This window comes from Nocardioides sp. Z24_21 (assembly GCF_058134345.1).
In genome coordinates this window covers 1,134,882-1,153,196 of the sequence record NZ_JBYTTH010000001.1, presented here as the reverse complement: position 1 = coordinate 1,153,196, position 18,315 = coordinate 1,134,882, and the positions used below count along the sequence as shown (strand labels likewise).

Genomic DNA, 18,315 nt, shown 5'->3' with positions numbered 1-18,315 from the left:
GCATTTCCGGTACGAAGGAGCATGGCTACCCTCACCGACGAGCAGGTCCAGGATCTCGACCTCTGGTTCCGCGCGGCCAACTACCTCTCCGTCGGGCAGATCTACCTGCTCGACAACCCGCTGCTCGAGCGCCCCCTCGAGCGAGAGGACATCAAGCCACGGCTGCTGGGCCACTGGGGCACCACCCCCGGGCTCAACCTCGTGTGGACGCACCTCAACCGGCTGATCCGCGAGCGCGACGTCGAGGCGATCATCCTGTGCGGGCCCGGCCACGGCGGCCCGGCTGCGGTGGCCAACGCCTGGCTCGAGGGCACCTACTCCGAGGTCTACCCGGCGATCGGTGAGGACCGCAGTGGGATGTCCCGGCTGTTCCGCCAGTTCTCCTTCCCCGGTGGCATCCCGAGCCACGTCGCCCCCGAGACGCCCGGCTCGATCCACGAGGGCGGCGAGCTCGGCTACGTGCTCTCCCACGCCTACGGCGCCGCGATGGACAACCCCGACCTCGTGGTGACCGCGGTGGTCGGCGACGGAGAGTTCGAGACCGGCCCGCTGGCGACGAGCTGGCACGGCAACAAGTTCGTCGACCCCGTCCATGACGGCGCGGTGCTGCCGATCCTGAGCCTCAACGGCTGGAAGATCGCCAACCCCACCGTCCCCGCGCGCATCCACCGCGACGAGCTCGAGAGCCTGCTGCGCGGCTTCGGTCACCACGTGATCACCGTCGAGGGCGACGATCCGGCCGACGTGCACCGCCAGATGGCCGCCGCGATGGACGAGGCGCACGACATGATCCGCGAGATCTGGCGCGCCGCCCGCGAGGACGGCGACGTCGAGCGGCGGCCGTGGCCGATGATCCTGCTCGTCACGCCGAAGGGCTGGACCGGTCCCCGGGAGGTCGACGGCAAGCAGGTCGAGGGCACCTGGCGGGCCCACCAGGTGCCGCTCGCCGGCACCCGCGAGAACGACGCCCACCGCGCGCAGCTCGAGGAGTGGCTGCGCTCCTACCGTCCCGACGAGCTCTTCGACTCCGAGGGCACGCCCGTCGAGGCGGTGCGCGCCCTGGCGCCGTCCGGCAACCGGAGGATGAGCGCCAACCCGCACGCCAACGGCGGACTGCTCAAGCGTCCGCTCCGCCTGCCCGACTGGCGTACGTCCGCCGTCGGGGTGGAGCGGCCTGGCGGGTCCATCCACGAGCCGACCCGCGTGCTCGGGCAGTGGCTCGTCGGCGTGGTGCGCGACAACGACACCAACTTCCGCATCTTCGGCCCTGACGAGACCGCATCCAACCGCCTCGACGCCGTCTACGAGGTCACCGACAAGGTCTGGGCTGCCGACATCCTCCCCGTCGACGAGCACCTCGCCCACTCCGGCCGCGTGCTGGAGATCCTCTCCGAGCACACCTGCCAGGGCTGGCTGGAGGGCTACCTGCTCACCGGCCGGCACGGGCTGTTCAGCTGCTACGAGGCGTTCATCCACATCGTCGACTCGATGCTCAACCAGCACGCGAAGTGGCTCAAGACCACGCGCGAGATCGAGTGGCGCCCGCGCATCGCGAGCCTCAACTACCTGCTGAGCTCGCACGTGTGGCGCCAGGACCACAACGGCTTCTCCCACCAGGACCCCGGCTTCATCGACCACGTGATCAACAAGAAGGCCGAGGTCGTGCGCGTCTACCTGCCGCCGGACGCCAACACCCTGCTCTCGACGATGTCGCACTGCTTCGAGAGCGAGCACTACGTCAACGTCGTCGTCGCCGGCAAGCAGCCCACCTTCGACTGGCTCGACGCCGAGCAGGCCGACCTGCACTGCGCGCGCGGGCTCGGCATCTGGGACTGGGCCTCGAACGACGACGGCGAGCCCGACGTGGTCGTGGCGGCGGCGGGCGACGTGCCCACCGTCGAGGCGCTGGCCGCGGTCTCCCTCCTCCGCGAGCACCTCCCCGAGCTGCGCGTGCGCTTCGTCAACGTCGTCGACCTGATGCGGCTGCAGGACGAGCGCGAGCACCCGCACGGCCTGAGCGGGCGCGACTTCGACACGTTGTTCACCACCGACAAGCCGGTGATCTTCGCCTACCACGGCTATCCCTGGCTCATCCACCGGCTGACCTACCGGCGCACCAACCACGACAACATCCACGTCCGCGGCTACAAGGAGGAGGGCACGACCACCACGCCGTTCGACATGGTGATGATGAACGACACCGACCGCTACCACCTGGTCATGGACGTCATCGACCGCGTGCCCGGGCTCGGTCAGCGGGCCGCCTCCGTGCACCAGCTGATGGCCGACACCCGCCGCCGCGCCCGCCAGTGGACGCGCGAGCACGGCGACGACCTGCCCGAGGTGCGCGACTGGCGGTGGGATCCGGCCGCCGACCCGCGCCGGGGTGCCTCGCCGTCCACCACCGCCGAACCCGACACGAGCGCGGACAACCTCTAACGTGCACCCATGCACGTCAGTTCGCTCGGCTTCCGCACCGACCTCGCCCTCCTGACCGCCTCCGGCAGCACCGTGGAGGACCGCGGCACCCACCTCGTGGTCCGCACCCCGGCCAACCCGACCTACTACTGGGGCAACTTCCTGCTCCTCGCCGAGGCTCCCGTGCCCGGCGGCGAGCGGGAGGTGGTGGCGGCGTTCCGCACCGAGTTCCCCGAGGCGGGCCACGTCAGCATCGGCATCGACCGGCCCGACCTCACGCCCGAGGCGCGCGCGGCGTTCGAGGCTGCCGGGCTCGTGGTCGACGTCGCGTCGGTGCTCACCGCGACCGACCTCGTGGCCCCGCGCGAGGTGGACGAGGTGGGCGCCGAGGTCCGAGCGCTGCAGTCCGAGGAGGACTGGGAGAGCCGGGCACGCCTGAGCTATGCGATCGAGGACCGCGACGACGAGGAGTCGCACCTGCGCTTCGCGCGCGGGCGCAACGTCCAGGAGCAGCTGCTCGCGACGGCCGGTCGGGGCGCGCGGTTCGGCGTCTTCGTCGACGGCGAGGTCGTCAGCACCGCAGCCGCCTTCACCACCGAGGAGGGCGTGGCCCGCTTCCAGAGCGTCGAGACGCACCCCGAGCACCGGCGCAAGGGCCTGGCCGCCGCGGCCGTCCATGCGGCGGGGCGGTACGCCCTCGACCGGCTCGGTGCTCGCACGCTGGTGATCGTCGCCGACGACGACGGGGAGGCCATCGGCGTCTACCGCCGCCTCGGCTTCGCCGACGTCGAGCGCCAGCTCATGCTCGAGCGACGCGCCGGCGGTCCCCGGACGGCGTAGCCGCCCGGCGGGTCGCCCGCCCTGCCTCGGGGGATCTCGTGCCGGGCGTGCTGTCGGAGTCCCCGCTCGAGCGGGGACTCCGACACTGGGAGGGGGTTGCAACGGCCTCCAGGTGTCGGACTGGGCCACCAAGTCGGCCGCCGCGGCCCTCGGCGGCGGCACCAGCCACGCGTAGCGGTGCCGGCTCCCGCCCACGGCGTACGGCCCAACGCCGCGGCCCCAACGCGCGCCCCCACCTCGCGGCGGGCGCGTCTTGCCGCCGTCTCGCAGCCGTCTTGTGACGGTTGACACGACCGACCCGGCGTGCTCCACTACCTGTACGTACAAGTTGTACGGACAACTTTCCCGAGGTGTGTGACCTGACATGACCGACGTCTCCCACGACCGCGAGCCCGACCGCGAGATCGTCCCGCTCTACCAGATGATGAACCGCATCCCCGGCGGGCTGATGCTGATCCCGCTGATCATCGGCTCGCTGCTGGGCACGTTCGCGATGGGCTTCCTGGAGATGGGCTCCTTCACCACCGCCCTGTTCCAGCAGAGCGCGCTGCCCCTGATCGCGCTGCTGATCTTCGCGACCGGCACCCAGGTCACGATCAAGACCAGCGGGCCGGTGCTCGCCACCGCGGGCGTCGTGCTGATCTTCAAGAGCATCATCCCCGCCACGCTGGTGATCCTGCTCGGGCAGCTCGTGGGCCTCGACGGCATCCTGGGCGTGTCGATCCTCGCCCTGCTCGTCGCCGTCGACAACAGCAACGGCGGCCTCTGGCTGGCGTTCACCGGTCGCTACGGCGACAAGCGTGACCGTGGCGCCTACATCGCCTCCGCGCTCAACGACGGCCCGTTCTTCTCGATGCTGTTCCTCGGCGCCTCCGGCCTGGCCGACATCCCCGTCTCGGCGATGGTCGCCGCGGTGATCCCGTTCCTGCTCGGCATGCTGGTCGGCAACCTCAACCCGCACTGGCGCGAGGTGCTGCGGCCCACCCCCGCCATCGTGATCCCGTTCTTCGCCCTGGCGCTGGGCACCGGCATCGACCTCAACAACATCGTCAAGGGCGGCCTCTCCGGCCTCGTCGTGGGTCTGGTGGTCGCGCCGTTCACCGGCCTGCTGGTCTACATCGGCTACCGCTTCGTGCTGCGCCGCGGCTACCGCTCCGGCATCGGCTTCGCCGCGGGCACCACCGCGGGCAACGCCATCGCGACCCCGGCGATCATCGGCATGGCCGACCCGTCGTTCCAGCCCTACGTGGAGACCGCGACCGCCCAGGTCGCCGCATCGGTCCTGGTGACCGCGATCCTGGCGCCGCTGCTCGCCTCCCTGGCCCTCAAGCGCGAGGGCGGCCTGCTCACCGAGGAGGAGATCGACCGGATCGACGAGATGGACCTCGGGGTCAAGGAACCCCAGTTGTGAAGGTCCTCATCCTCGCCGACGACCTGACAGGGGCGAGCGACACCGTCGTGTCGTTCGCCCGGTCCGGGTGGTCGTCGCTGCTGTCGCTCAGCGGCGGGTGGACGCGTACGCCCGACGAGGACGCCGTGGCCGTCACGCTGGACACGCGACGCGACCCGCGCGCCGCCGAGGTGACCGCCCAGGCCGTCGCCGACCTCGCGGGGGACCGGCTCTACCTCAAGATCGACTCCACCGTGCGGGGCGCCGTCGCCGAGCAGGTACGCGGCGCGGTGCGCGGGCGGCGGCGCGCCCGGCCCGGGGCGTTCGCGGTGCTCTGCCCCGCCTACCCCGCCATGGGCCGCTCCGTCGAGGACGGCCACGTGCTCGTGGAGGGGCGGCCCGTGCACGAGGGCCCCGCCGGCTCCGACCCGGTCACCCCGGTGACCGAGTCCGAGCTCACGCGCCTCGTCCCCGGCTCCGTCCGCGCGACGGGGCACGACCTCGTCGCGGCCGTACGCGAGGCCGCCCGTGACCACGACGTCGTGGTCGTCGACGCGCGCGACCAGGCCGACCTCGACGCCCTCGCCGCCGCGATCGACGAGATCGGTCCCGACGCGATCCCCGTGGGCTCGGCAGGCCTTGCCATCGCCCTCGCCCGCACCTGGCAGGACGGCCCCGAGCCGCAGCGGCGCCCCGTCGCCATCGCGGCGGACGCGTCCGCGCTCGTCGTCGTCTCCTCCCTGCACGAGGCGGCCCGCAGGCAGGTCGAGGCGCTGCGCGCCGACGCCGAGCGCCTCGGCGTCGACCTGCTCGTCACCCCGTCGGAGCGCGAGGACGGCTCCGCGGTCCGTCAGGCGCGTGAGCTCGCCCGGCAGGCGGTCGACGCGCTCGCCGGGGGACGCCACGGCCTGCTGGTCCTCGTCGGCGGAGACGGCGCCGCCCAGACCCTCCTCGCCCTCGGTGCCACCGGCATCAACGTCGCCGACGCCCCCGTCGAGGGCGTGCCCGCCGGGACCCTCGTCGGCGGCCCGCACGACGGGCTGCCGATCGCGACCAAGGCCGGCGGCTTCGGCACCTCCTCGACCCTCGTCCAGCTGATCGACGCCGTACGCGTCACCCAAGGAGCCCCCTCATGAGCACGTCCACCAGCACCCCCGCCCCCACCCCGGGGGCCCTGCCCGTCCTCGGCCTCACCCTGGGCGACGTCGCCGGCATCGGCCCGGAGATCACCCTGCGCACGCTGCTCGAGCACCCCGACCTCCGCGAGGAGTGCGTCCCGGTCGTGGTGGGCGACGCCGGTGCCCTGCGCCGCGCCGCGCCGTACGTCGGCGTCGACCCCGACGTGATCGTCACCCTCGAGCGCGCCGGAGACGCGACCAACGACCCCGGCCTCGTGGAGGTCGTGCAGATCGGCGAGCCGATGCCCGAGGTCCCGATCGGCGAGCTCAGCGCCGTGGCCGGCGACGGGTCCTACCGGTTCGTGGTGGCGGCGTGCGACCTCGCCAAGGCCGGCGAGATCGACGGCATCGTCACCGCGCCGCTCAACAAGGCGGCCATGCACGCGGGCGGCCACAAGTACCCCGGTCACACCGAGCTGCTCGCCGAGCAGTTCGGCGTCGACAACTTCTCCCTCGTCCTGTCGGCCGGCGACCTCTACTTCTTCCACCTCACCACCCACGTCTCGCTGCAGCAGGCGATCGCCGGCATCACGCCCCAGCGCACCGACGACGTGCTCGACCTGGTCTCGGCCTTCGCCGCCGCCCTCGGCCGGCCCGGCACCCCCATCGGCGTCGCGGGGCTCAACCCCCACGCCGGCGAGAACCGGCTCTTCGGCGACGAGGACGCCGACGTCCTCGAGCCGGCCGTGCGCCGGGCCCAGGAGCGCGGCATCGCCGCCGTCGGCCCGCTGCCGGCCGACGCCCTGATCCCGCAGGCCGTCCAGGGCAAGTGGGAGCTCGTCGTGGTCTGCTACCACGACCAGGGCCACGCGCCGTTCAAGGCGGTCTACGGCGACGACGGCGTCAACATCACCGTGGGGCTGCCCGTCGTGCGCGTCTCGGTGGACCACGGCACCGCGTTCGACATCGCCGGCAAGGGGATCGCGCGCGAGGCCAGCCTCGTGCTGGCCGCCCGCCGCGCGGCCGCGCTCGCGCCGGGCTGGGACGCCGTGTGGCGCACCGCCCAGCGCGTCGAGGCCTGAGCCGCGACGCGGGTCGTCGCGGACCTAGGGTGGCACCCGTGACCGAGCGCCGCGTCCCCCTCCACGAGACGGTCGAGCGCGCGCTCCGCGAGCGCCTCGACAGCCGCGACCTCCGGCCGGGGGACCTGTTCCCCAGCGAGGCGGCGCTCCAGCAGGAGTTCGCCGTCTCGCGGTCGGTGGTGCGCCAGGCGCTCGCCAGCCTGGAGGCCGACGGGCTCGTCACGAAGGTGCAGGGCAAGGGCTCCGTGGTCGCCGAGCACCGCGAGGTGCGCCGCGACGTGCTGCGCTCTGGGCTCACGCTGCAGGCGGGGGACGGCGCCGTCACCACCCGCGTGACGTCCTACGGACTGGTCCCGCGCCCCGACCACCTCGTCTCCATCACCGGGGCGCAGGTCCTGGAGCTCGGCCGGGTCCGCGCAGTGGGTGGCGTGGTGCTCAGCTACATCCGCACCTGGCTGCCCGCAGACGTCGCCGACGCAATCAGCGCCGACGACCTGGTCGACGCCTCCCTGCACCGACTGCTGGCCGAGCGGCTCGGGCGCGAGGTGGCCGGCGGGCACAACCAGGTGCGCGCCGTGCCGGCCACCGAGTCGCTCGCCGAGCGGCTGCACGCGACCCCCGGCGCGCCGCTGCTGCTGCTCGAGGGCCGCAGCGTCGACCGGTCGGGAGTGGTGCTCGAGGAGTTCTCGACCTGGCACCGCGGCGACCTCGCGGCGTTCGACGTCGAGGCGGTGCCGCCGTCAGCGGGCCGCGAGGGTGCCGACGGGGAGCGGATCGAGCGGCTGACCCGGACCGCGCGCGAGCTCCTGGCCGAGCTCGAGACGCTGCGCTGAGAACCGCGTTGAGCGCCGTGCTGAGCGCCGTGCTGAGCGCCGTGCTGAGCGCCGTGCTCTGCGCCGTCCTGGGCGTCCTGCCGGGCGCCGCGCCCGGGCCGTCGAAGGGCGGCGGCCGGGACGGTTAGGGTCGGCACATGACTGTCGACATCGCCGTCCGCCTCGCCGAGGTCATGCCCGGCGTCCGCCGTGACCTCGAGGACCTCGTCCGCATCCAGTCCGTCTCCGCCGACCCGGCCCGCGCCGGCGAGGTCGAGCGCAGCGCCGAGGCGACCCGCGACCTGTTCGCCGCCGAGGGCTTCGAGGCCGAGGTCGTGCGCGCGTACGACGGCGCCCCGCCGGCCGTGATCGCGAAGAAGGCCGGCCCGGAGGGCGCCCCCACCGTGCTGCTCTACGCCCACCACGACGTCCAGCCCGAGAACGACCACGCCGACTGGGACTCCCCGCCGTGGGAGCCGACCGAGCGCGGCGACCGCCTCTACGCCCGCGGTGCCGCCGACGACAAGGCGGGCATCGCCGCCCACCTCGGCGCCGTGCGGATCCTCGGCGACGAGCTGCCGGTCAACCTGGTCATGTTCATCGAGGGCGAGGAGGAGGTCGGCTCCGACACGCTCGTCGACCTGCTCGAGGCCCACAAGGAGCGCCTGGCGGCCGACGTCATCGTCATCGCCGACTCCGGCAACTGGGACATCGGCGAGCCCGCCCTCACCACCAGCCTCCGCGGCCTGGTGCGGATGGACGTCGAGGTCCGCACGCTCACCCACGCCGTGCACAGCGGCATGTGGGGCGGGCTGGTGCCCGACTCCATCATGGCGCTGAGCCGGGTCATCGCGAGCCTCAACGACGACGCCGGCAACGTCGCCGTCGAAGGGCTGCACTCCGGCCCCGCCGCCGACGTGGAGTACCCCGAGGCCCGCCTGCGCGCCGAGTCCGGCGCCGCCGAGGGCATCGAGTGGATCGGCGAGGGCCCGGTCGTCGAGCGCCTCTGGACCAAGCCGTCGATCAGCATCACCGGCCTCGACGCGCCCAAGGTCGAGGGTGCCTCCAACACCCTCGTGCCCGCCGCCCGCTGCCGGATCAGCATGCGCATCGCCCCGGGTGACACCACCGCCAACGCCGTCGCGTGCCTCCAGGCCCACCTCGAGAAGCACACCCCGTGGGGCGCGACGCTGACCACGACCGTCGTCGACACCGGCGAGGCGACGCAGATCGACGCCAGCGGTCCGGCGTACGACGCCGCGCGTGCCGCGTTCGCCGAGGCCTGGGACGGCACCGCGCCGGTCGACATGGGCGTCGGCGGCTCGATCCCCTTCATCGCCGAGTTCCTCGAGGCGTTCCCGGAGGCGAGCGTGCTGGTCACCGGCGTCGAGGACCCCGACACCCGCGCCCACGGCGCCAACGAGGGCCTGCACCTCGCCGAGTTCGAGCGGGTCGTCAAGGCCGAGGCGCTGCTGCTGCGCAACCTCGGCGAGCTCCCGCGCGGCTGACCCCGCGTCCGGTCGTCGGGCGTACGGGCGGGCGGTCGCCGTCCTGGTCCTGTCGGTTCATCAAGGTATGCAGGCCAACCCGCACTTCCCACGGTGTGCTGAGCGCGGGAAGTGCGGGTTCGTCGACATACCTTGATGAACCAGCGACGACTTGGAACCCGCGGGTTGGAACCAGCGGCGACCCGGGACCAGCGACCCCCGAAACCCCGAGGCGCCCCCGGCGCGCGGGTGGCCCGCGCGCTGGTGCCCGTCGGTAGCGTGGCGGCCATGGCGACCTTCCGTGCCCGCGACCGCTCCTCGGCCGTGCTCCGCTCCCCCCGCAGCGAGGTGTGGGCGGCGCTCACCGACGCCGACCTCATCGCCCGGATCACCCCCTTCGTCACCTCCATCGACGTCGACGGTGACCGCTGGACCTGGCACATGGGCGTCATCCCGGTGGCGGGGCTGTCGGTGGCGCCGAAGTTCACCGAGGTGATGGACCTCCACCCGCAGGAGCGGATCGTCTTCACCCACGACCCCGACCATGCCCACGAGATGACCGCGGTGATGGGCAACTACCACCTCGCCGACCACCCCGACGGCGGCACCGAGGTCAGCATCGACCTCCAGATCGCCTGCCACCTGCCCCTGCCCGGCCTGGCCCGCCCGGCCGTCGAGCGGGTGATGGCCGGCGTCGTGAAGCACATGGGCACCGTCTTCTCGCGCAACCTGCTCAAGCACCTCGGCGAGACGCCGTGACACCCGCCGCAGCCAACCGTCGTACGCCCCGGGCGCGCCGTGCCGGTCGGCGACCGGGAGGCTGGCGGTGAGGGTCCTCGTCCTCGGCGCCACCGGCTACATCGGCTCGCGCCTGGTGCCGCACCTGCTCGAGCGCGGCCACGACGTCGCGGCCGCCTCGTCGTCGGTGCCGCGTCCCGACCGCTTCGGCTGGGACGACCGGGTGCGGGCGATCCGCTGCGACGTGACCGACGCCCTCGACGTGGCCGCCGCGCTGGAGGGGGTCGACGCCGTCGTCTACCTGGTCCACTCGCTCGACCGCAGCGACTTCACCGACCGCGACCGGGTGGGGGCCGAGACCGTGGCCGCCGCCGTGGCGGCCGGGGGCCTACGTCGCCTGGTCTACCTCTCCGGCCTGGTGCCCGACGTGCCCGAGGCCGAGCTGTCGGCCCACCTCGCGTCGCGGCTGGAGGTCGAGCGGATCCTGCTCGGCGCGTGCGAGGGCGCGGTCGCGCTCCGCGCGGGAGTCGTGATCGGCGCCGGGTCGACGTCGTTCGAGATCGTGCGCCAGATCGCCACGCTCTTCCTCGTGCAGCCGGTGCCCACCTGGATGCACCGCACGGTGCAGCCGGTGGCGGTCTCCGACGTGCTGCGCGCGATCACCGACGGGCTGGCCGACGACGGTCCCCGCGGTGCCGTCGACGTCGGCGGCCCGGACGTCGTCGCCTACCCCGACCTGCTGCGCATCATCGGCGGCGGCGCCGGGCTGGCGCGGCTCCGGGTGCCGGCGCCCGTCGCCCCGACGGGGCTGGTCGGGTTCGGCGCCGCGCTCGTCACGACGGCGCCGTTCCACACCGTCACCGCGCTGGTGGAGTCGCTGCACCACGACATGGTCTGCCGTCGCGGCCACACCTGGGAGCCGCGCGACGGCAGCCCGCTGCTCGGCGTCGAGGAGGCCGTCGAGCGGGCGCTCGCACCGAGGTACGCCGGCCCGGAGGGCTCGCTCACGTCCGACTCGGCGTGGGCGCGACCGCTGCCGCTGCTCGACGTCCTGCCCTTCCCGGCCTCCGCCCGCGCCGTCACCCGGCTGGCCCTGCACCGGGTCCGCTCGGTCCTGCCCGGCGGCTGACCCGCCCGACCCGCGGCGTCGGTGCGGTGCCCGAGGTGATCGCCCGTAGACTGCGAGCCGTGCCCCAGCGGACGAGCAAGCGGATGGGCGGCGACGGCCGTCTGACCACGGCGATCGACCCCCACGACCAGGGCCCGCAGGACGCCTGCGGCGTCTTCGGCGTCTGGGCCCCCGGCGAGGACGTCGCCAAGCTGACCTACTTCGGCCTCTACGCCCTCCAGCACCGCGGCCAGGAGTCGGCCGGCATCGCGGTGAGCAACGGGCGCCAGATCCTCGTCTACAAGGACATGGGGCTGGTCTCGCAGGTCTTCGACGAGTCCACGCTCGACTCGCTCAAGGGCCACATCGCCATCGGCCACTCGCGCTACTCCACCACCGGCGCCTCCACCTGGCACAACGCCCAGCCGACGTTCCGCCCCACCGGCGACGGCTCGATCGCGCTGGGTCACAACGGCAACCTGATCAACACCCACGAGCTGCGCGAGATGGTGGTCGGGCTGCCCGGTCCCGCAGGTGAGCTCGACATCAAGGGCGTCGAGGGCACGACCAACGACACCACCCTGGTGACCGCGCTGCTGGCCCACCACCTCGACACGACGCTCGAGGAGCGCGCGCTCGAGGTGCTGCCGCAGCTGCGCGGGGCGTTCAGCTTCGTGTGGATGAACGAGCACACCCTCTACGCGGCCCGCGACCCCCAGGGCATCCGCCCGCTCGTCCTCGGCCGGCTCGACCGCGGCTGGGTGGTCGCCAGCGAGGACGCCGCGCTCGCCACGATCGGCGCGAGCGTGGTCCGCGAGGTCGAGCCCGGCGAGATGATCGTCATCGACGAGAACGGCCTGCGCACGCACACGTTCGCCGAGCCGGAGCGCAAGGGCTGCGTCTTCGAGTACGTCTACCTCGCCCGTCCCGACGCCACCATCAGCGGCCGCAACGTCCACGAGGCGCGCGTCGAGATGGGGCGCCGGCTGGCGCGCGAGTTCCCCGTCGACGCCGACCTCGTGATGCCCGTCCCCGAGTCCGGCACGCCGGCGGCGTCCGGCTACGCCGCCGAGTCCGGCATCCCGTTCGGCCAGGGCTTCGTCAAGAACGCCTACGTCGGCCGGACGTTCATCCAGCCGAGCCAGACGCTGCGCCAGCTCGGCATCCGGCTCAAGCTCAACGCCCTCGAGCACATGATCCGCGGCAAGCGCATCGTCGTCGTCGACGACTCGATCGTGCGCGGCAACACCCAGCGCGCGCAGGTGCGGATGCTCCGCGAGGCAGGCGCGCTGGAGGTGCACGTACGGATCTCCAGCCCGCCGGTGAAGTGGCCGTGCTTCTACGGCATCGACTTCGCCACCCGCGCCGAGCTGATCGCCAACGGCCTCGACGTCGACGAGATCGCGTCCAGCGTGGGGGCCGACAGCCTCGGCTACATCTCGCTCGAGGGGATGGTCGAGGCGACCGGCCAGCCGGCCGACCGGCTGTGCCAGGCCTGCTTCACCGGCGAGTACCCGATCGAGCTGCCCGACGAGAGCCTGCTCGGCAAGCACCTGCTCGAGGCGACGCTGCAGACGCCCACGCTGGGTCGCGCCCTGCCGGTCCTCAACAACCCCTGATCCGGGCCCGGACCCGAGCCCGCCCCGCACGCCGCCAGCCGAGGAGCTCCGTGTGACCGACCAGACCAACGCCTACGAGGCCGCCGGGGTCTCCATCGAGGCGGCCGACCGCGCGATCGACCTGATGAAGGGCTGGGTCGAGAAGGCGCGCCGACCCGAGATGATCGGCGGCCTGGGCGGCTTCGCCGGCCTCTTCGACGCCTCCGCGCTCACCCGCTACGAGCGCCCCCTGCTGGCCACCTCCACCGACGGCGTCGGCACCAAGGTCGCCATCGCGCAGCTGATGGACGTGCACGAGACCATCGGCTTCGACCTGGTCGGGATGGTCGTCGACGACCTCGTCGTGTGCGGCGCCGAGCCGCTCTTCATGACCGACTACATCGCCTGCGGGCGGGTCGTCCCGGAGCGGATCGCCGCCATCGTCAAGGGCATCGCGGAGGCCTGTGTCGTGGCCGGCTGCGCGCTCATCGGGGGCGAGACCGCCGAGCACCCCGGCCTGCTCGACCCCGACGACTACGACGTCGCGGGCGCCACGACCGGCGTCGTCGAGGCCAGCCGGCTGCTCGGCCCGGGCCGGGTCCGTCCCGGCGACGTCGTCATCGCCATGGAGGCGAGCGGGCTGCACTCCAACGGCTACTCCCTCGTGCGCCACGTCCTGCTCGAGAAGGCCGGGTGGACGGTCGAGCGCCAGGTCGACGACTTCGGTCGCACCCTCGGCGAGGAGCTGCTCGAGCCGACCCGCATCTACGCCAAGGCGTGCCTCGACGTCGCCGCCCGCACCGACACCCACGCGATGTCGCACATCACCGGTGGCGGTCTGGCCGCCAACCTCGAGCGGGTGCTCCCCGAGGAGCTGTCGGTGCGCATCGACCGCTCGACGTGGACGCCGCAGCCGGTCTTCGACGTCGTACGCCGGGTGGGGGAGGTGTCCCAGGCCGACCTCGAGGCCACCCTCAACTGCGGTGTCGGCATGGTGTCGCTCACCCCGGCCGAATCGGTCGACACCGCCATCTCGGTGCTCGCCGGGCACGGCATCCGGGCCTGGGTCGCCGGCGAGGTGCGCAGCGACGACGTCGACGGCGGCCGCGTCCTGCTGGAGGGCCAGCACCCCGGCTGGTGAGTGATTCGGCACTTCGCGGACGAAAAGCCGGGTCTTGGTGTGCGGGAACACCCACCGCTCGGGTAGCGTTGACCCCACGATATGTAACCGATCAGACCGGGCGCGTCGGGCAGCTCTCCGACAGCCCCGGCCAAGTGTGCGAGGGGGTCGACCCTATGGGGCGCGGCCGAGCGAAGGCGAAGCAGACCAAGGTCGCGCGCGACCTGAAGTACCGGACTCACGAGACGGACTTCGGCGCGCTGGCGAAGGAGCTGCACGGAGAAGACACTCACCCCACGAGTGAGGTCGATGCCGACGATGACGAGTGGGTCGACTATGCCGACCCGCGTCGTCGCGCAGACTGACTGATCGCACCCGATCACGGCCCTCGGGTCGTCCGGCGTACGAGCGCGCCCACGATCGGACCGGCTCCAGGACTGCCCGGCTACCCGGCTACCTGGCCGCGTCGGCGCGTCCTCACCCTCAAACAGTGTCGAGTCGGCGCATCCTCGCGCCTGAGCAGCATCGAGTCGGCGCATCATGGCCCGAGCGCGGTCAGGTCGCGCCGACTCGGCGTGCGTGGGCGGTCAGGATGCGCCGACTCGGCGTGCGTAGGCGGTCAGGATGCGCCGACTCGGCGTGCGAGCGAGCTCAGCGGAGGTGGATGCCGCGCAGCCGGCCGACCTCGCGCATGCGACGCTCGGCGAGCCGGTCGGCGGCCTCGGCGGTCGTGACGCCGTCGGTCTTGGCGAGCTCGAACACCGTGCGGGTCGTCTCGAAGATGCCGCTGGCGCGCTGCTGGGCACGCTCGAAGGAGAAGCCCTCGAGCTCGTCGGCGACCTGGATGACGCCGCCAGAGTTCACGCAGTAGTCGGGGGCGTAGAGGATGCCGCGCTCCTCCACCTGCTTCTCGATGCCGGGGTGCGCGAGCTGGTTGTTGGCCGCACCGCAGATGATCGTGGCACGCAGCACGTCGAGCACCTCGTCGCTGATCGCGCCGCCCAGGGCGCAGGGGGCGTAGACGTCGATCTCGCTCGCGACGAGCTCGTCGGTCGACGCCACGGCCCGCACCTGCGGGAACTGCTCGCGGATCGCCTCGACGGAGGGAGCGTGCACGTCGGTGACGACCACGTGGGCGCCGTCCTCGACGAGGTGGCGTACGAGGTGGCGACCGACCTTGCCGACGCCGGCGATGCCGACGGTGCGGCCGGAGAGGGTGGGCTCGCCCCACGCCTGCTCGGCCGCGGCCCGCATGCCCTGGAAGGTGCCGAAGGCCGTCAGCACCGAGCTGTCGCCGGCGCCGCCGTGGGCGACGGTGCGCCCGGTGACGTAGTCGCACTCGCGTGCGATGTGGTCCATGTCGTCGCTGAAGGTGCCCACGTCGCAGGCAGTGAGGTAGCGGCCGTCGAGGGACTGGACGAAGCGGCCGTAGGCCCGCAGCAGCGCCTCGGTCTTCAGCTCGGCCGGGTCGCCGATGATGACGGCCTTGCCGCCGCCGAGGTCGAGGCCGGCGAGGGCGTTCTTGTAGGACATCCCGCGCGAGAGGTTGAGGACGTCGACGATCGCCTCGTCGGTGCTGGCGTAGGGGTAGAACCGCGTCCCGCCGAGGCCCGGGCCCAGCGCGGTGGAGTGGATCGCGATGATGGCCCGCAGGCCGGTCGCGCGGTCGTTGCAGAAGACGACCTGCTCGTGCTCGACTCCGAGCTCGAAGACGTCGACGCCGGAACTGGGTACTCCAGACATTGCGGTGGGTCCTTTTCGTGGTGGGTGCGGCCGCGGGGTGTGCGGGCCAGTCGGCGCGGTCGAGGGGTGGTGACCGCCGTCACCGTCAGGGTATCCCCGCCGTCGGGGCACCCGCGCATCACACCGAGCGCATCACGACCAGGTCGCCGTGGGTGCCGTAGCCGAGCAGCCTGCCGCCCGCGGGACGGCCGTCGAAGGTCACCATGAGCCACCCGCCGTCGACGCACGCCAGGCTCGGCCACGGCAGGTTGGTCGGGTAGGGCGCGTCCAGGGCGCCGACCTCGGTCATGGTCAGGTCGTACGCCGGGAAGCGGGCGCGCAGCCCACGCGCGGAGTCGCGGCCGTCGCTGGCGAGCACGCGCATCTCGCCGCCGACCTCGACCAGCGTCGTGCCCTCGGTCGCGGTGCGGTCGGTGGCGGCGCCCAGCAGCCGCAGCCGGTCGAGCCCGGGCCCGCCCGCGAGCGCGGGGTGGAAGTCGAAGAAGCGGCGCGCACTGACGAAGCCCACCAACCACTCGCCGTCGCGCCGGACGAGGTGGGGGTCCCACGTGGCGATGGAGCCGAGCCCGTCGACGGGCAGCGGGAGCTCGCGGGTGTCGAGCACGTGCGCGCCGCGCAGCAGGTCGGCGTCCGACTCGGCCACGGTCACCCGCAGGCCCGCGGGCCTACGACGTCCCGCACGCGTGGTCGGCGCCTCGAAGTCGCCCCACGTGCTGGTCGCGACGAGCCAGCCGTCGTCGCTGCGCACCAGGTGGGTCGCGTGGTCGCCGAACACCCCGGCCCGGTCGGGCCGACGGAAGAACAGGTCCGCGGAGTGCGAGACGTCCAAGGTGTCCGGGTCGAGGCGCCACACGCTCGTGTGGGCGGTGTCGAAGAAGCCCGGTCCCGCCGATGTGGCGCTCAGCCAGAGCGCCCCGTCCGCGCGGACCGGACCGCCGTCCTCGTCGGTGACGAACCGGGTGTCGCGCAGGCCGAGCTGGCCGAACCTGCCGGCGACGCCACCGCCCGGCGGCAGCTCCACGTGGAGCCCGGCGAGCGCCTGCTCGTCGCGGGTGTCCGTCACCTCGCGCAGGTCGTGGCGCGCGCGGGCAACCCAGCCGTCCGCCTCGCGGCTCCACGCCGTCAGGTGGGTGCCGGTGAGCGTCAGGCCGAGCCCTGTCGGCGACTCGGCGCGGTGGAACCGTCGGCTGCGGAGCGTGCCGGCTCCGGGGACCTCGAGCGACACCGACCCCCCGACGATCGAGGCCGCGAGCCGGTGCCCGCCCAGGTGGAACGCGAGCGGTCCGTCGACGTCGGCGGTCGTCGCGGCGACGTACGGCGCCACCGCGGGCATCGCGACCTCGCCCGAGCTGTCGGCCTCGACCAGCACCGACCCGGGGGCGATGAGGTCGAACGGACGGAGCCGACGGACGATCTCGAGGCGGGGGAGCACCGCACCATCGTGCCGGGCACACGGGTCGACACCGACGCCGGGACACGCAGAAGGGCCCCGGTCGGGACGTGACCGGGGCCCTCCTGTGCTTGTGGGCAGGGGCGGGGTCGAACCGCCGACCTATCACTTTTCAGGCGATCGCTCGTACCAACTGAGCTACCTGCCCAAGCGGGACGAGGATACATGAGGCCCGTGGGGGTGCGGGAATCGGCTCATTCCGGGGACGGCTGCGGGACGTAGGCCGGGACCTCGAGCCAGAACGACGACCCGGCTCCTGGGGACGACATCCCCGAGACCGCGCCGCCCTCCCGCTCGGCGATGGTGCGCGAGAGCGACAGGCCGAGCCCGCTGCCCGGGGTCGCGGGGGCGGCGAAGCGCACGAACGGCTCGAAGGCGTGCTCGAGCTGCTCGGACGTCAGCCCGGGGCCGTCGTCGCGCACGACGACGCGCACCATCGGGTGGCCGCTCTCGCCGAGGAGCTGCTCGGCGGACAGGTGCACGGTCCCGCCGGCGGGGTGGTGGTGCGCGATGGCGTTGCCCAGCAGGTTGGCCAGGATCTGGCGTACGGCGGACGGGTGGCCCCAGGCGCACAGCCGCGGGTCGACGACGGCCTGCATGTCGACGCGGGCCGTGCGGGCGGGCGTGCGGTGCCAGTGCACGACGTCGGCCACCGCGTCGGACAGCCGGACCTCCTGGCGCTCGACGTCGGCCGACATGGCGCGGCCCGCGCCGAGCAGGCTGTCGACGATGGTGAGCAGCCGCTCGCAGGAGCGGACGATCGCCGGGCCGTCGCGCTTCATCCCGTTAGCGACGTCGTCGGCTGTCCCGTGCTCGGCGTCGTCGAGGAGGGCCTCGGTGTAGCCGAGCACGGTCGCCAGCGGGGTACGCAGCTCGTGCCCGACCGCCCCGAAGAACTGCTGGTTGGCGGCCTGGGCCTCGGCGCGCGCCTCGATCGCCTCGGCGAGCGAGCGTCGAGCGTGCTCCAGGTTGAGCCGGGCGACGAGGGCTGCGTTGAGCAGGCGGAACTCCTGGATGACCTGGGGGGACCAGGCGCCGGCCTCGACCCCTACCAGTGACATGCTGCCGAACATCACGCCCTCGGACGTGAAGGTGGAGGCGACGAGGCTTCGCACCTCGACCCGGGCGAGCTCGTCACGGTCCACCCCGGCCTCGACGGGGAGCAGGTCGCGGTCAGGCATCACGACGATGTCGCTCCTCGCGAATCGCGAGAGCCACGGCATGGTGAGCGCCGCCTCTGGCCCCGCGCCGGGCGGGGGGAGGAGGGTTCGCGTGGACCCAGGGACGGTCCACTCCCTGACCCACGCCCGTCCGCCGAGCTGGGTCCAACCGGTCGGGTCCGCGGGCGTGAAACTGGTGAGCACGATCGTGGCGATCTCCACGCGCGGTTCGGCCAGGAAGTGCTGAGCGA

The 18,315-nt window shown here is 73.1% G+C and carries 15 protein-coding genes and 1 tRNA gene; 12 read left to right on the top strand and 4 right to left on the bottom strand.

What is annotated here, in order from left to right; genetic code table 11:
- The first annotated feature begins 21 nt into the window (after positions 1–21).
- The 12 genes from AC3X7Z_RS05625 to AC3X7Z_RS05570 all read left to right on the top strand — a co-directional run bounded on the left by AC3X7Z_RS05625 (position 22) and on the right by AC3X7Z_RS05570 (position 14,076).
- Positions 22–2,439 carry a phosphoketolase family protein gene (locus AC3X7Z_RS05625; protein WP_489975283.1) on the top strand — a complete coding sequence of 806 codons (2,418 nt, stop codon included), beginning with the start codon at positions 22–24 and terminating at the stop codon, positions 2,437–2,439.
- 9 nt (positions 2,440–2,448) lie between these two features.
- Positions 2,449–3,258, top strand: coding sequence for a GNAT family N-acetyltransferase (locus AC3X7Z_RS05620; protein WP_186339305.1), 810 nt, complete (start codon positions 2,449–2,451; stop codon positions 3,256–3,258).
- Between the two features lie 364 nt (positions 3,259–3,622).
- Positions 3,623–4,669, top strand: coding sequence for a 2-keto-3-deoxygluconate permease (locus tag AC3X7Z_RS05615; RefSeq protein ID WP_186339304.1), 1,047 nt, complete (start codon positions 3,623–3,625; stop codon positions 4,667–4,669).
- Positions 4,666–5,784, top strand: coding sequence for a four-carbon acid sugar kinase family protein (locus AC3X7Z_RS05610; protein WP_489975282.1), 1,119 nt, complete (start codon positions 4,666–4,668; stop codon positions 5,782–5,784). The genes AC3X7Z_RS05615 and AC3X7Z_RS05610 overlap by 4 nt, the downstream gene beginning before the upstream one ends.
- Positions 5,781–6,848: a 4-hydroxythreonine-4-phosphate dehydrogenase PdxA gene (pdxA, locus tag AC3X7Z_RS05605; RefSeq protein ID WP_489975281.1), complete on the top strand. Its 1,068-nt coding sequence runs from the start codon at positions 5,781–5,783 to the stop codon at positions 6,846–6,848. Before AC3X7Z_RS05610 ends, pdxA begins: the two co-directional genes overlap by 4 nt.
- Positions 6,849–6,886: 38 nt before the next feature.
- Positions 6,887–7,681, top strand: coding sequence for a GntR family transcriptional regulator (locus AC3X7Z_RS05600; RefSeq protein WP_186339301.1), 795 nt, complete (start codon positions 6,887–6,889; stop codon positions 7,679–7,681).
- Between the two features lie 137 nt (positions 7,682–7,818).
- Entirely contained in the window at positions 7,819–9,168 is a 1,350-nt protein-coding gene (locus tag AC3X7Z_RS05595; protein WP_489975280.1) for a dipeptidase, read from the top strand.
- Between the two features lie 267 nt (positions 9,169–9,435).
- Positions 9,436–9,906, top strand: a complete 471-nt coding sequence (locus tag AC3X7Z_RS05590; protein ID WP_489975279.1) for an SRPBCC family protein — start codon at positions 9,436–9,438, stop codon at positions 9,904–9,906.
- Positions 9,907–9,973: 67 nt separating this feature from the next.
- On the top strand, positions 9,974–11,014 hold the full coding sequence (locus AC3X7Z_RS05585; protein WP_489975278.1) for an NAD(P)H-binding protein: 1,041 nt from the start codon (positions 9,974–9,976) through the stop codon (positions 11,012–11,014).
- An 83-nt stretch (positions 11,015–11,097) separates the two neighbouring features.
- Positions 11,098–12,612 (top strand): amidophosphoribosyltransferase, encoded by a 1,515-nt coding sequence (gene purF, locus AC3X7Z_RS05580; protein ID WP_186340313.1) that lies wholly within the window; start codon positions 11,098–11,100, stop codon positions 12,610–12,612.
- 52 nt (positions 12,613–12,664) lie between these two features.
- Positions 12,665–13,732: a phosphoribosylformylglycinamidine cyclo-ligase gene (purM, locus tag AC3X7Z_RS05575; protein ID WP_489975277.1), complete on the top strand. Its 1,068-nt coding sequence runs from the start codon at positions 12,665–12,667 to the stop codon at positions 13,730–13,732.
- Between the two features lie 155 nt (positions 13,733–13,887).
- Positions 13,888–14,076 (top strand): DUF3073 domain-containing protein, encoded by a 189-nt coding sequence (locus AC3X7Z_RS05570; RefSeq protein WP_186339295.1) that lies wholly within the window; start codon positions 13,888–13,890, stop codon positions 14,074–14,076.
- Positions 14,077–14,362: 286 nt separating this feature from the next.
- On the opposite strand, the gene AC3X7Z_RS05565 is transcribed toward AC3X7Z_RS05570, so the two are convergent.
- The 4 genes from AC3X7Z_RS05565 to AC3X7Z_RS05550 form a co-directional block, all read right to left on the bottom strand.
- The gene (locus AC3X7Z_RS05565) at positions 14,363–15,454 is read right to left on the bottom strand and encodes a Glu/Leu/Phe/Val family dehydrogenase (RefSeq protein ID WP_489975276.1); all 1,092 of its coding nucleotides are present in this window, start codon (positions 15,452–15,454) and stop codon (positions 14,363–14,365) included.
- A gap of 118 nt (positions 15,455–15,572) precedes the next feature.
- Positions 15,573–16,886 carry a hypothetical protein gene (locus tag AC3X7Z_RS05560; protein WP_489975275.1) on the bottom strand — a complete coding sequence of 438 codons (1,314 nt, stop codon included), beginning with the start codon at positions 16,884–16,886 and terminating at the stop codon, positions 15,573–15,575.
- A 92-nt stretch (positions 16,887–16,978) separates the two neighbouring features.
- Positions 16,979–17,052: transfer RNA gene (locus tag AC3X7Z_RS05555), tRNA-Phe, on the bottom strand.
- Positions 17,053–17,098: 46 nt separating this feature from the next.
- Positions 17,099–18,085 carry a sensor histidine kinase gene (locus AC3X7Z_RS05550; RefSeq protein ID WP_489975274.1) on the bottom strand — a complete coding sequence of 329 codons (987 nt, stop codon included), beginning with the start codon at positions 18,083–18,085 and terminating at the stop codon, positions 17,099–17,101.
- Between the last annotated feature and the right edge of the window lie 230 nt (positions 18,086–18,315).

Excerpts from the sequence above, each read along its gene's own strand:
- AC3X7Z_RS05625 (WP_489975283.1), top strand. The coding sequence starts at position 22 with ATGGCTACCCTCACCGACGAGCAGGTCCAGGATCTCGACCTCTGGTTC.
- AC3X7Z_RS05620 (WP_186339305.1), top strand. The coding sequence starts at position 2,449 with ATGCACGTCAGTTCGCTCGGCTTCCGCACCGACCTCGCCCTCCTGACC.
- AC3X7Z_RS05615 (WP_186339304.1), top strand. The coding sequence starts at position 3,623 with ATGACCGACGTCTCCCACGACCGCGAGCCCGACCGCGAGATCGTCCCG.
- pdxA (WP_489975281.1), top strand. The coding sequence starts at position 5,781 with ATGAGCACGTCCACCAGCACCCCCGCCCCCACCCCGGGGGCCCTGCCC.
- AC3X7Z_RS05595 (WP_489975280.1), top strand. The coding sequence starts at position 7,819 with ATGACTGTCGACATCGCCGTCCGCCTCGCCGAGGTCATGCCCGGCGTC.
- AC3X7Z_RS05590 (WP_489975279.1), top strand. The coding sequence starts at position 9,436 with ATGGCGACCTTCCGTGCCCGCGACCGCTCCTCGGCCGTGCTCCGCTCC.
- purF (WP_186340313.1), top strand. The coding sequence starts at position 11,098 with ATGGGCGGCGACGGCCGTCTGACCACGGCGATCGACCCCCACGACCAG.
- AC3X7Z_RS05570 (WP_186339295.1), top strand. The coding sequence starts at position 13,888 with ATGGGGCGCGGCCGAGCGAAGGCGAAGCAGACCAAGGTCGCGCGCGAC.
- AC3X7Z_RS05565 (WP_489975276.1), bottom strand. The coding sequence starts at position 15,454 with ATGTCTGGAGTACCCAGTTCCGGCGTCGACGTCTTCGAGCTCGGAGTC.
- AC3X7Z_RS05550 (WP_489975274.1), bottom strand. The coding sequence starts at position 18,085 with ATGCCTGACCGCGACCTGCTCCCCGTCGAGGCCGGGGTGGACCGTGAC.